The organism is Micrococcus sp. iso_26 (assembly GCF_056172975.1).
Genome location: NZ_CM149652.1, coordinates 2063038 through 2076141, shown reverse-complemented (window position 1 = coordinate 2076141; position 13104 = coordinate 2063038). Strand labels below are relative to the sequence as shown.

Annotated in this window: 14 protein-coding genes; all 14 read left to right on the top strand. The window is 74.7% G+C overall.

Annotation, left to right across the window (positions count from 1 at the left end; all coding sequences use genetic code 11):
• Positions 1-449: 449 nt before the first annotated feature.
• The gene (rpmB, locus tag AC0VX0_RS09660; RefSeq protein WP_044658835.1) at positions 450-686 is read left to right on the top strand and encodes a 50S ribosomal protein L28; all 237 of its coding nucleotides are present in this window, start codon (positions 450-452) and stop codon (positions 684-686) included.
• A gap of 1 nt (position 687) precedes the next feature.
• A complete protein-coding gene (gene rpmG, locus AC0VX0_RS09655) occupies positions 688-855 on the top strand; it encodes a 50S ribosomal protein L33 (protein ID WP_002858336.1) in 168 nt (55 codons plus the stop codon).
• A 1-nt stretch (position 856) separates the two neighbouring features.
• Positions 857-1162: a 30S ribosomal protein S14 gene (gene rpsN, locus AC0VX0_RS09650; RefSeq protein ID WP_002858338.1), complete on the top strand. Its 306-nt coding sequence runs from the start codon at positions 857-859 to the stop codon at positions 1160-1162.
• A 229-nt stretch (positions 1163-1391) separates the two neighbouring features.
• Positions 1392-1673, top strand: coding sequence for an HU family DNA-binding protein (locus AC0VX0_RS09645; RefSeq protein WP_002858339.1), 282 nt, complete (start codon positions 1392-1394; stop codon positions 1671-1673).
• Between the two features lie 157 nt (positions 1674-1830).
• Entirely contained in the window at positions 1831-2526 is a 696-nt protein-coding gene (locus AC0VX0_RS09640; protein WP_102708538.1) for a hypothetical protein, read from the top strand.
• A 110-nt stretch (positions 2527-2636) separates the two neighbouring features.
• Positions 2637-3320 (top strand): copper resistance CopC family protein, encoded by a 684-nt coding sequence (locus AC0VX0_RS09635; protein ID WP_119217817.1) that lies wholly within the window; start codon positions 2637-2639, stop codon positions 3318-3320.
• Between the two features lie 103 nt (positions 3321-3423).
• Complete coding sequence (locus tag AC0VX0_RS09630; protein WP_095694943.1) at positions 3424-4035, top strand: copper chaperone PCu(A)C; 612 nt, start codon at positions 3424-3426, stop codon at positions 4033-4035.
• Positions 4022-5452: a Dyp-type peroxidase gene (locus AC0VX0_RS09625; RefSeq protein ID WP_102708540.1), complete on the top strand. Its 1431-nt coding sequence runs from the start codon at positions 4022-4024 to the stop codon at positions 5450-5452. Before AC0VX0_RS09630 ends, AC0VX0_RS09625 begins: the two co-directional genes overlap by 14 nt.
• Before the next feature lie 73 nt (positions 5453-5525).
• Positions 5526-7784: a bifunctional copper resistance protein CopD/cytochrome c oxidase assembly protein gene (locus AC0VX0_RS09620; RefSeq protein WP_061873116.1), complete on the top strand. Its 2259-nt coding sequence runs from the start codon at positions 5526-5528 to the stop codon at positions 7782-7784.
• Positions 7774-8628 (top strand): hypothetical protein, encoded by an 855-nt coding sequence (locus AC0VX0_RS09615; protein WP_396829979.1) that lies wholly within the window; start codon positions 7774-7776, stop codon positions 8626-8628. Before AC0VX0_RS09620 ends, AC0VX0_RS09615 begins: the two co-directional genes overlap by 11 nt.
• A 95-nt stretch (positions 8629-8723) precedes the next feature.
• Entirely contained in the window at positions 8724-10823 is a 2100-nt protein-coding gene (locus AC0VX0_RS09610) for an NHL domain-containing thioredoxin family protein (protein ID WP_396829977.1), read from the top strand.
• 40 nt (positions 10824-10863) lie between these two features.
• Positions 10864-11343 carry a flavodoxin domain-containing protein gene (locus AC0VX0_RS09605; protein ID WP_078025518.1) on the top strand — a complete coding sequence of 160 codons (480 nt, stop codon included), beginning with the start codon at positions 10864-10866 and terminating at the stop codon, positions 11341-11343.
• A 124-nt stretch (positions 11344-11467) separates the two neighbouring features.
• Entirely contained in the window at positions 11468-12061 is a 594-nt protein-coding gene (locus AC0VX0_RS09600; protein WP_475451572.1) for a hypothetical protein, read from the top strand.
• Between the two features lie 44 nt (positions 12062-12105).
• Positions 12106-13065, top strand: a complete 960-nt coding sequence (locus AC0VX0_RS09595) for a diaminopimelate dehydrogenase (RefSeq protein ID WP_036317138.1) — start codon at positions 12106-12108, stop codon at positions 13063-13065.
• Positions 13066-13104: the final 39 nt, after the last annotated feature.

Below are 13104 nucleotides of genomic sequence, written 5' to 3'. Positions count from 1 at the left end.
GGGCCGGCCCAGCGCCCGTGGCCGCGCCGTGGCGCGCGCGGAGCGGTCCTGGAAGCCGAGGACCGTGCGCATACCACAGGCGCCCCCCGTCGAGTTGAAGCGACGCCCACGGTTCGCGTAAGGTGGGACGGCGCACGCCGCGTTGTTCTCGTCGTTCCATCGGTCAGGTGACCGGGCGGACGGCGGGTCGGAAAAGCAACGCGCTCCCGCAGACCGGATCCCGGGACGCCCTCAGGGCGGACCGGGGCTCACCGTCCACACCAGCGATCCCATAAGGAACTTCGGTTGGCTCTCACCCAGCCTGGTCCACCTTTTCGAGAAGTCGCAGTAAGAGTGCGGTGTCCACACCCGGGGCGGGGCTCACAACAGGTGTCCGCGGACAGGTCCGCGGCTCGCCGCCATGCGGGTTCCGCCCGTCCTTTTACTACTACTTGCCACGAGGAGTGATCATGGCAGCTCACTGCCAGGTAACCGGGGCTGGGCCGGGATTCGGCCACAGCATCTCCCACTCGCACCGTCGCACCAAGCGCCGGTTCGACCCGAACATCCAGAAGAAGACCTACTGGGTCCCCTCCCTGCGCCGCAACGTCATGCTGACGCTGTCCGCCAAGGGCATCAAGACCATCGACGTGCGCGGGATCGACGCCGTCGTGGCGGACCTGATCGCGAAGGGAGTGAAGCTCTGACATGGCCAAGGACAAGGACGTTCGTCCGATCATCAAGCTGAAGTCCACCGCCGGCACCGGGTTCACCTACGTGACCCGCAAGAACCGCCGGAACAACCCGGACCGCATCACCCTGAAGAAGTACGACCCGGTGGTCCGCAAGCACGTCGACTTCCGAGAGGAGCGCTGAGATGGCCAAGAAGTCCAAGATCGCCAAGAACGAGCAGCGCAAGGCCATCGTGGCCCGTTACGCCGAGAAGCGTCTCGAGCTGCGCAAGACCCTCGTGGACCCGAACGCGTCGGACGAGGCCCGCGAGGCCGCCCGCCTGGGCCTGCAGAAGCTGCCCCGCGACGCCTCCCCGGTCCGCGTGCGCAACCGCGACGCCATCGACGGTCGCCCCCGCGGCACCTTCCAGCGCTTCGGCATCTCCCGTGTGCGCTTCCGCGACATGGCGCACCGTGGCGAGCTGCCCGGCGTGACCAAGTCCTCCTGGTGACCTGAGGCCCGGTCTCCGGGCGCTCGGCACCACCGCGACGGCGGCGTCCCTCCTCAGGAGGGGCGCCGCCGTCGTCGTGCCCCGGGGATGAGGGCCACCCGGGTCACGGGAAATCGCGGATTCTCGCGGTTCAGGGGGCGATTCGCCCGCGGAGAGGTGGTACGTTCACAACTGGCAGCCCGGTCCGAACGGCCCGGGAACCGTAACCGACGTCCCATAGGGAGGACCCATGGCCATGAACCGCAAGGAACTCGTCGCCGCCGTCGCCGAGCGCTCCGGCAACACCCAGGCCGCCGTCAGCGATGTGCTGGACGCCCTCTTCGAGGTGTTCACCGCCCAGGTCAAGAAGGGCGAGAAGGTCTCGATCCCGGGCTGGCTGGCCGTGGAGCGCACCGAGCGCAAGGAGCGCACCGGCCGCAACCCGCGCACCGGCGAGGAGATCACCATCCCGGCCGGCCACTCCGTGAAGGTGACCGCCGGCTCCAAGCTCAAGGCCGCCGCCTCCGAGTGATCCCGGCCGCGGTGCGCGTCCCCGGACCCACGCCGCACGCCGCAGGACGGGCGTCCCACCCTCGGGTGGGGCGCCCGTCGTCGTCTCCGGCCGCGTAGGATGGGCGGACGATCGTCCGGCCGACGTGGGCCGGGGCCGTCAGGAGAGGAGTCGTGGCATGCGCAGCGCCGTCGCCGCCGCTCCGTGGGCCCCGTCCGGCCTCGAGGACCCCCGTCCGCGCGTCGTGCGTGGACCGGCCCGTCTGGCCCGGGGCTGGGCCGGGGCCCTGGCGATGACCGCCCTGGCCGCGCTGTTCCACACCGCCGCCGAGCCCGGTCACGGGTTCCCCGAGGTCGGCGTGGTCGCCTTCGCGGCCGTCCTCGCCGCCCCGCTCTGCACCGCCCTGGCGGGCCGCGCCCTCTCGCTGTGGCGCACCGCCGCGGCCGTCGCGATCGCCCAGGGGCTGTTCCACGTGCTCTACGGGCTCGCCGCCGGCGGGCACGCCGTGGCGCCGGCCGCCGGCGTCGACCCGGCCCACCTCGGCCACGCCCGTCCCGGCACCGGGGCCCTCCTGGCGTCGGGGGAGGCCCTGTCCGGCGCCCCCACCGGCCACCTGACCGACCTGCGCATGCTCGCGGCCCACGTGATCGCCGCGGTCCTCACCGTGCTGGTGCTGCGGCGCGGCGAGGCCCTCGTGCTCACCATCGCCGAACGCGTGGTGGCCGCCGTCTGCCCGCCGCCGGCCGCGCACGGCCCCCTGCCGACGCCGGCCCGCGTCCGGGTCCCCGTCCCGCCGGTGCTCCGGCCGGCGACGTCCCTCGTCCTCCTCAGCTCTCCGGGGCGGCGCGGCCCGCCGTTCGCCCTCGCGGCCTGAGGACGCCGGCTCCGTCCGCGTCTCGAGGCCCGACCGCGCCCGACGACCCTTCGGAACGGTCCGCCCGCGACTCCCGTCCGGGACCGCGGCAGACCCGTGAGGACACCACCATGCATCACCAGACCACCCCTGTCCGCCGCGCTGCTCGCGCCGCCGCCGGACTCGCCCTGCTGCCCGCCCTCGTCGTCGCCGGGGCTGCCCCCGCGGCCGCGCACGACGAGCTCATCCGCACCGCCCCCGCCGTCGACGAGACCGTCACGACGGCGCCGTCGGAGGTCTCGCTGACCTTCAGCGGCGAGCTGATCGACGGCGAGGGCATCCAGAACCTCCTGCAGGTCCGCGACGCCGACGGCAACCAGTGGCAGTCCGCCGCCGGCACCGTGGACGGCCCCACCTTCTCCGCGCCGCTGTGCGAGGGGCTGCCCAACGGCGACTACGAGGTCGCCTACCGCGTCGTCTACTCGGACGGGCACTCCGAGGAGCGCTCGTTCGACTTCGCGGTGGACGACCCGGCCGCACCGGCCGCCGGCACCGCGCCCCAGGGCTGCGGCTCCGCCGTCGCCGGGGCCTCGATCGCCGCCTCCCCGGAGGCCACGGCAAGTCAGGGCGACGCCGCCTCGGCCGCGGCGACCGCGCAGGCGGACGCCTCCGACGCCGCGCAGCCCGCGGACTCCGACGCGCTGCCCGCCTGGGTGTGGGTCGCCGGCATCGCCGGCCTGGCCGTGCTCGTGGTCGCCTTCCTCCTGATGGGCCGCCGCGCCCGCGCGCTCGGCCACCTCGACGACGGCCGCTGACCTCTGATCCCCGGCCGGCCCCCTGAGGGGACCGGCCCCGTCCTCGCGCGTCCGAACGCCCCGCGCGTCGTCGCGCGCCCGCCTGACAAGGAACCCCACAGACGTGACCACCACCTCCCCCCGCGCCCCTCGCCGCCTCGGCGCCGCCGCCGTGCTCGCCGTCGCCGCCCTCGGCCTGACGGCCTGCGCCGGAGACGACGCCGGCTCCGCCCCGAGCGCGTCGGACGCCTCGAGCGTCGCGCCGGCCACGGGCGCCTCGTCGGCCGCGTCCACCGCGGACGGCCAGGCCGCCGGCCTCACGATCACCGACCCCTGGACGAAGGCCACCGAGGAGGGCATGACCGGTTCCTTCGGCATGCTCGAGAACTCCTCGGACCAGGACCTGCACATCGTCGGCGTCCGCTCGGAGCTGGGCGAGACGGTCGAGCTCCACGAGATGGTCTCCGGCGAGGACGGCCAGATGGTGATGCAGCAGAGCCCCGACGGCTTCACCGTGCCCGCGGGCGGGAGCTTCGAGCTCGCCCCGGGCGGCAACCACGTGATGTTCATGGGCCTGACCGACCCGATCGAGCCGGGTGAGGACGTGACCTACGACCTCGAGCTGGAGGACGGCTCCACCCTCGAGGTCACCTCCGTGGTCCGGCCCTTCACCGGCGCCAACGAGTCGTACCACGGCGGCGAGTCCCACGAATCGGAGGACCATGCCGACCACTGACCCCGTCGTCCGGTCGGACGACCACCACGGGCCGGACGACCACCACGGGCCGGACGGGCGCGAGGGCGCCCGCCCGACCCCGGGGGGCCCCTCCCGCCGCGGCCTGCTCCTCGGGGCGGGCGCGGTGGGCGGCGGCCTGCTGGGCACGGCACTCGGCTACGGCGCCGGCCACGCGTCGGCCTCCACCGCCCCGGGCGCGTCCGCCGCGTCCGGGACGGGGGCCTCGCCCTCCGAGGTCATGGGCGACACCGGCATCGAGGGCGACGTCGGCCGGGCCGGCTGGGCCGAGCCCGGCGGCCAGGCCGCCCGGGTGGCCGTCAGCTCGCCCGTGGGCACGGACACCGTGCCGTTCCACGGGCCGCGCCAGGCCGGCGTCGACACCCCCGCCCAGGCCCACGCCGTCTTCCTCGCCTTCGACCTGCACGAGGACACGGACCGGGTGCGCATCGAGCGGATGCTGCGCCTGCTCACCGACGACGCGGCGCGCCTGACCCAGGGCCGCGCCACGATCGCCGACACCGAGCCGGAGCTCGCCGCCGCCCCCGCTCGGCTCACCGTGACGTTCGGCTTCGGCCCGGAGCTCGTCCGCCGCGTGGCCCCGGACCGGGCCCCGGCCTGGCTGCGCCCGCTGCCGGCGTTCGAGCAGATCGACCGCCTGGACCCCGCGTTCAGCGACGGCGACCTGCTGCTGCAGATCTGCGGCGACGACCGGATGTCCGTGGCCCACGCCCGGCGCATGCTCCTCAAGGCGGCCCGGCCGTTCGCCACCGAGCGCTGGGTGCAGGAGGGCTTCCGCTCCGCCCGCGGCGCCCACCCCACCGGCACCACGATGCGCAATCTCTTCGGGCAGGTGGACGGCACCGGCAATCCGGCGGCGGACACCCCGCACCTCGACCGCGTGGTGTGGGGCGTGGGTGCCGAGCAGGTGGGCGTCACCCCGTGGATCGCGGACGGCACGTCCGTGGTGATCCGGCGCATCGAGATGCTCATGGACACGTGGGACGAGCTCGACCGCCCGGCCAAGGAGAAGGTCATCGGCCGCCGCCTCGGCACCGGCGCCCCCCTCACGGGGGAGCAGGAGCACGACGAGCCGGACTTCGACGCCGTCGGCCCCACGGGCTTCCCGGTCATCTCGGACATCGCGCACCTGCGGCGGGCCCGCGGGGAGGAGCCCGAGTACGGGATGCTGCGTCGCGGCTACAACTACGACGACCCGCGCGGGGCGCTGGAGGCGGGCTCCGGCCTGATCTTCGCCGCCTACCAGGCGGACGTGGACCGACAGTTCGTCCCCGTCCAGGCCCGGCTCGCGGAGTCGGACCACCTGAACCTGTGGACCGTGCCCGTCGGCTCGGCGGTCTTCGCGATCCCGCCCGGCTGCGCCGAGGGCGGGTTCGTGGGCGACGCCCTGTTCGCCTGACCCAGGGGCCCGACGACGGCGGGGCCGCTCCCGTCGTCGCCGGGCGTCCGCATGCTTTGAGAGGATGGACCCCATGTCCGCCGCCACCGCCCCCGCCCGGGGCAGCCATCCCGCCGAGAACGACGACGCCGCCCGCCCCGGTCCGTCGGGGCCGGTCGGAGTGCCCCGGTGGATCTGGGTGCTCGTGGCCGCCGCGGGAGCGGCCGGCCTCGCCGCCGCCGGCTGGCTGACCGGCGTCACCGCCGCGCGCCAGCTCTCCGACCCGGGGTGGATCACCCGCTGGGGCGTGCCCGTGGGGGAGCTCGTCTCCAACGTGGCGATGTCCCTGACCATCGCCGCGCTGATCTTCGCGGCCGGGGTCCTGCCGCCCCACGCGGCGGGCACGGAACGGTGGCACCGCTCCGCCCGGCAGCGGCGCGAGGACGCGGACGCCGCACCGCTGCCCGAGCACCCCGCGTTCACCCGCGTGATGCGGATCGCCGCCGTCAGCGCCGGCGTGTGGACAGTGGCCGCGCTGGCCGTCGGCGTGCTGTCCTACTCGGATCTCGCCGGCATCCCCGTCACGGCGGGGCAGGGCTTCACGGACGGCCTGGCGGCCTACGTGGTCGGCATCTCGGTGGGCCAGGCGTGGTTCTGGGTCACCGTGATCGCCGCCGTCGTGACCACGTTGGCGATCGCCGTCCGCTCCCACAACGGCCTGTTCTGGACCGGCATCCTGGCGATGCTCGCCCTCGTGCCCCTGGCCCTGATCGGGCACGCGGCGGGCGGTGACGACCACACCGGCGCCGTGAACTCGATCGGCCTGCACCTGCTCGGCGTCGTCGTGTGGGTGGGCGGACTGCTCGTGCTCGTCGCGATCTCGGACACCCTCGTGGGGCCCAACGGGGCGCAGGGGCGGGGCCGCAGCCTGCGCCGGCAGGGCCCGGCGCCCCTGCTGCACACGGTCCTGACCCGCTACTCCGTGCTCGCCGGGCTGGGCCTGGTCACGGTGGCGCTGTCCGGCGTGGTCAACGCGTCGATCCGCATGGACGATCCGGCCCAGCTGCTGAGCCCCTACGGCATCCTCGTGTCGGCCAAGTTCCTGGCGGCCCTGGGCCTCGGCCTGATCGGCCTGCTGCACCGCCGGTGGGTGATCCCCCGCCTCGACGCCGGCCCGGACCGTCCCAGCCCCGCCCCCGCGCGTCGCCTGCTGTGGCAGCTCATCGCCGTGGAGGCCGTGATCATGGGCGCCGTCATGGGCGTCTCCTCCGTGCTCTCCCGGACGGCCCCGCCCGTGCCGGAGGAGCTCGCGCCGGACGCCTCCCCGGCCCGCATCCTCACCGGCTACGAGCTGCCGCCGGCCCTCGAGGGCGCCCGGTGGATCACGATGTGGCGGTTCGACTGGCTGTGGGTCGCGATCATCGCGTTCCTGACCCTCTGGTACCTGCGCTCCGTGTGGCAGCTGCGCCGCCGCGGCGACCGCTGGCCCGTGCTGCGCACCGTCGCGTGGCTCGCGGGCCTGGCCGTGCTGCTGTGGGCGACCTCCGGGTCCCCGGCCGTGTACGGCCGCGTCCTGTTCAGCGCGCACATGGTGGGCCACATGACGCTGACGATGCTCAGTCCCGTCTTCCTCGTCCTGGGCGCACCCATCACCCTGGCGCTGCGGGCCCTGCCGTCCCGCACGGATGGGACGCGCGGCCCCCGCGAGTGGATCCTGTGGATCGTGCACTCCCCGTGGGGGCGGTTCATCACGAACCCGATCGTGGCGGGGGTCAACTTCGCCGGCTCGATCCTGGTGTTCTACTACACGGACTTCTTCCGGTTCTCGCTGGAGACCCACGTGGGCCACGAGTTCATGAACGTCCACTTCCTGCTGACCGGGTTCCTGTTCGCCCTGGTCATGATCGGCTCGGATCCGCTGCCGCGCCGGCCCCCGTACGCCCTGCGGCTCGTGCTCCTGATGGCCACGATGGTCTTCCACGCCTTCATCGGCGTCGCCATGACCACCTCCACCGGTCTGCTGCAGGCGTCCTGGTTCGGCAACATGGGCCGCGACTGGGGCCCCACCGCCCTCGAGGATCAGCGCATCGGCGGCGCGGTGATGTGGGGCATCGGCGAGTTCCCCACCGTGATGATGGCGGTGATGGTGGCCGTGCTCTGGTATCGCAGCGACCGCAAGAACGCGGTCCGGCTGGACCGGCAGGCCGACCGCGACGGCGACGCGGAGCTGCGCCGCTGGAACGAGATGTATGCCCGCATGCACGGCACCCCGGCCACCGACGCCCCGAGCGGCGCCGAGCCCGCGGCCCGTGACTCCTCCACCGGCCCCGAGGAGGCCCGTGATGTCCGCTGACCGTGTCCGTCCCCTCGGCAGCCCGGCCGCGCCCCGGCGTGGTCGGCTGCGCCTCGTGGCCGCCGTCGCGGCCGGTCTGCTGGCCCTGACGGGCTGCGGGGCCGGGGACGGCGATCCGGCCGCCGCGTCCGCGCCCGCGGACGGAGTCCACGACGACGCCGGCACCGCGGCGCCCACGGAGTCGGCGGCCCCGGAGGGGCTCGGCCTGGGCGACCGTCAGGACGAGCGCATGGCGGAGGCCGCGGCCGAGCGTGCGGCCACATTCGGCTTCGTCCGGCAGCGGGCCGCCACGGCGGAGGAGATCGACGCGGCCCGCGAGGACTCCCGGGACCGGCGTGCGGACGCGGACCGGACCACCGTGCAGCCGGCGCAGTGCAAGGCGCCGCTGACCGCCCTGGACTTCTCTCCGATCATCCTCGACGCGGCCGAGGCCACGCGGGTGGACGTCGGCGCCGACACCTTCACGGGCACGGGCACCGTGGAGGTCGCCCGGCTCACGGGCCAGGGCCGCCAGGACGTCGAGCGGCACCTCCAGACCGTCAACGCCCTGCGCGCCGACTGCCGCGAGATGACCATGACCGTGCAGGAGGGGGACGCGACCGTCGACTACCGCCTCGAGGTCTCCGACGCGCCGCTGTCCGACGGCACCCCCGCGCAGTCCGCCCTCGTGTGGGAGCGGACCCTGGCCTCGGAGTCCGAGCCCCAGCTCACGGCCCAGGTGCTCACCGCCGTCACCTCCGACGCCGTGGTCATGGTCTCCTTCGTGGGCCGGCCCGAGGCCGGGCGCAAGGAGTTCACGCTCATCGCCGAGGAGATGCTGGCCGCCGCCCTGGCCGCCGACTGAGCCGGGCCCGCCCGGCGGCGTCGTCTTTCCCCCTGTGACGCCGCCGGCGTCCGCTCACGGCTGACGCGTCCGGGGCGTGCGTCATGATGGTGGACATGACCGCACCGCAGACCCCGAACCCCGCCCCGACCGCTGACGCCCCCGCCGCCGTGCCGCGCGCGGCCACCCGGGTGCGCGCGTCCGAGCTCGTGGGCCGCGGCTGGCTGAACACCGGCGGCGAGCAGGTGAGCCTCGAGGACCTGCGCGGCAAGGTCGTCCTCCTCGACTTCTGGACGTTCTGCTGCATCAACTGCCTGCACGTCCTGGACGAGCTGCGCCCGCTCGAGGAGGAGTTCGCGGACGTGCTCGTCACGGTGGGCGTGCACTCGCCCAAGTTCGAGCACGAGGCGGACCCGGACGCGCTCGCGGCCGCCGTCGAGCGCTACGCCATCGAGCACCCCGTGCTGGACGACCCCGAGCTGACCACGTGGCAGGCGTACTCGGCGCGCGCGTGGCCCACCCTCGTGGTGGTGGACCCGGAGGGCTACATCGCCGCGCACCTGTCCGGCGAGGGGCACGTGGCCGGGCTCTACGGGCTCGTGCGCGAGCTCGTGGCCGAGCACGAGGCCAAGGGCACGCTGCACCGCGGCTCCGGCCCCTACGTCCCGCCCGCGCCCGTGGCCCGGGACCTGTCGTTCCCCGGCAAGGCCGTGTCCCTCGGCGGCCGCGGCTCCCGCCCGGGCACGTTCCTCGTCTCGGACACCGGCCACCACCGCCTCCTGGAGGTCGCCGAGGACCTGACCACGGTGCTCCGCGCGTTCGGCGGCGGGGACCCCGCCACGGCGGACGCGGGCCAGGCCGAGCTCGCATTCCCCACGCCCGGGGAGAAGGGCCACGCGGACGGCGGGCCGGACCAGGCGCTGTTCAACGAGCCCCAGGGCCTGGCGCTGCTGCCCGAGGACGTCGCGGGGCGCGTCGGCTACGACGTCGTCGTGGCGGACTCCGTCAACCACCGGCTGCGGGGCCTGCGCCTGTCGGACGGGCGCGTCAGCACCCTCGCCGGCAACGGCGTGCAGAAGCTCATCGACTCCGAGCGCGCCAAGGAGGCCGCCGCCGTCGACGACGAGGGGGACGTCGCCGTCGACCTCGCGGACCTGCCCGGGGAGCCGACCGCGATCTCGCTGTCCTCCCCGTGGGACGTCGTGTGGCACCCCGCCCTGGGGCGTGTGGTGATCGCGATGGCCGGCACGCACCAGCTCTTCGACTTCGACCCCGTCACGGGCGCGCTCGCGGTGCACGCGGGCACGGCGCTCGAGGGCCTGCTGGACGGTGACGCCGGACGGGCCTGGTTCGCGCAGCCCTCGGGGCTGTCCGTGGGCGCGGACGGCGCGCTGTGGGTCGCGGACTCGGAGACCTCCGCGGTGCGCTGGGTGCGGACCGGGGAGGACGGGCGCCGCGAGGTCGGGACCGCCGTCGGGGCGGGCCTGTTCGACTTCGGCCACGTGGACGGGGAGGCGGACCGCGCGCGCCTGCAGCACCCGCTGGGCGTCACGGCCCTGCCGGACGGCTCCGTGCTGATCGCGGACACGTACAACGGCGCGATCCGCCGGTACGCCCCGGCCGGCGAGGACGCTGCGGGCCGGGCGGTCCCGGCCACGGTGACCACGGTGGCGCGGGGGCTGCTCGAGCCCTCGGACGTGCTCGTGGAGCACGACGCGGACGGGAACGACACCGCGATCGTGGTGGTCGAGTCCAACGCCCACCGGCTCACGCGGCTGGCGGTGCCGGAGGAGTTCCTCACCGTGGACGAGGGCGCGCGGCAGACGCAGCGTCCCCGCACCCCGGTGGTGGCCGGCGACCTGGACCTGACGATCGGCTTCGCCGCGCCCACGGGGCAGAAGCTGGACGACCGCTGGGGCGACCCCACGCAGCTGAAGATCTCCTCCTCCCCGGAGGAGCTGCTGCTCGAGGGCGCGGGCACGTCCACGGGGCTGCACCGGACGCTGCGGCTGAACCCCGAGGTCGAGGAGGGCGTCCTGCACATCACCGCCCGGGCCGCCGCATGCGACGGGGAGAAGGGGCAGCCGATCCCCGACCACGCCGCCTGCCACCTGTACCAGCAGGACTGGGGCATCCCGGTCACGGTGCACACCCCGGACCGGGCCCCGGAGGGCGCCGAGACCCGCCTGGACCTGGACCTGCGCGGGATACACTGAGCGCGTCGTCCGCCCCCGACCCCGAAGGCTGCGCCCCACCATGACCACGCTCATCGTCACCTCGTCCGCCCACGGATCCACGCGAGAGATCGCCGAGCGTGTCGCGGAGGTGCTGCGCACGTCGCAGGCCGTCCCGACCGTGGTGGAGGACGTCGAGGGCGCCGCCGCCTGGCTGGCCACGGCGGACGCGGTGATCGTCGCGGCTCCGGTCTACACGGGCTCGTTCGCCGCCGACGCCCGGGCGTTCCTTGACACCCGTCGGGCCGAGTTGACGGACCTGCCGCTCGTGATCCTGGCCTCGGGCGGCGCGCCCGAGCTGGCCCGGCCGGTGCGGGAGAAGCTCGAGTCCTACGGTCCGCGCGAGGTGGCGTACTTCCGCGGGGCGCTCTTCGAGGAGCGCCTGGGCCGGCTGGAGAAGCTCAAGCTCAAGCTCTCCCGCAACGAGCACTACGGCGACTTCCGCGACTGGGACGCCATCGAGGCCTGGGCCAAGACCCTCCCCGGCGCCGGCGTGCGCTGACCTCACCCGCCGCTGTCGTCGACGAGACGGTGGAGGCGGAGGAGCCTCCACAGCCGCTTTCGTTGACGAAACGGCGCCGGAGGCTCTCGTGTCCGCAGCGGAGGCGAGCGGTTAGCCTGGCCGCATGTCCCCTTCCGCCCGTCGCCCCGCCGCGTCCTCCCGCCCCGCCCGGCCCCGCCCGACGACGGCGCCCTTCGCCCTGCCCGACCGGCCCGGCTGGGTGCGGCTCGCCGCGGGTGCGGTGGTCCCGGGCGTCATCGCCGCCGCCGCGGCGCTCGCGGCCCTGCAGGTGTTCGTCCTCAACCCGTTGGCCGCCGCGCCCGGCGACCGCGGCCTCGGGAGGATCTACGCGGACCTGAGCGCGGCGGGCCAGCTCGGCGTCCCCTTCGTCCTTCCGGCCGTGATCCTGGCGGCCGGGCTCGGTGTGGCCGCCGTCCTGTGGTTCCTCACGTGGCGTCGCGAGGAGGTCGACCCGCTGGCGGTCCTCGCCCTGGGCCTCGCCTCGCTCGTCGCCGCGTCTCCGGCCTACTTCATGGCCTCGTTCGGGCCGGGCATGGCGCTCGCGGACACCTACGGCGTCGGCGGGGGCGACCACAGCCCGTGGGCCTGGCCGATCTACGTGGTCAGCGTGCTGGCGTTGGCGGGGCTGGTCGCCGTCGTCGTGCTCCTGCTGCGCGGTCCGGCCGGCGGACTCGGCGCCCCGCGGCGCCGGGCCTAGGCTGGCGGGACCGACCTGACCACGACCCCTCCAGGAGGACGCACATGACCATCCGCGCCGGCATCGTCGGATACGGGAACCTCGGCCACAGTGTGGAGAAGCTCGTGAAGCTCCAGCCGGACATGGAGCTGGTGGGCATCTTCTCGCGCCGCACCGGCCTGGACACGGACACGCCCGTGCTCCCGGCGGAGCGGGCCGCCGAGCACGCCGGGGAGATCGACGTGCTGTTCCTCTGCCTCGGCAGCGCCACGGACATCCCCGAGCAGGCGGCCGGCTACGCGCGGCACTTCACCACCGTGGACACCTACGACAACCACCAGCTCATCCCGCGGCACCGCGCCGAGATGGACGCCGCGGCCCGGGAGGGCGGGCACGTGGCGATGATCTCCACCGGCTGGGACCCGGGCCTGTTCTCGGTGAACCGGGTGCTGGGCGCCGCGCTGTTCCCGCAGCCGCAGCAGAACACGTTCTGGGGCAAGGGTCTCTCGCAGGGCCATTCCGACGCCGTCCGGCGGGTCCCCGGCGTGCGGCGCGGCGTGCAGTACACGATCCCCAGCGAGGAGGCGATCGCCGAGGCCCGCGCCGGACGGGGCGCCGAGATCACCGGCGCCTCCGCGCACGTGCGTGAGTGCTACGTGGTGGCCGACGAGGCCGACCACGCGGCCATCACCGAGGCCATCACCACGATGCCCGACTACTTCGCCCCGTACGAGACCACCGTGCACTTCATCTCCGAGGAGGAGTTCGAGCGCGACCACCAGGGCATGCCGCACGGCGGCCACGTCGTCACCTCGGGCGACCTCGGCGGCTCGCGCAGCGCTGTCGAGTTCGTGCTGGAGCTGGAGTCCAACCCGGACTTCACCGCCGCCGCGCAGGTCGCCTACGGCCGCGCCGCCGCGCGTCTGAAGGCCCAGGGGGAGACGGGGGCGCGCACCGTGCTCGAGGTCGCCCCGTACCTGCTCTCGCCCACGGGGCTGGACGAGCTGATCCGCCGGGACGTCTGAGCCGCGGCGAGGCGTCCGGCGCGGGGCACCGGGCCGGGC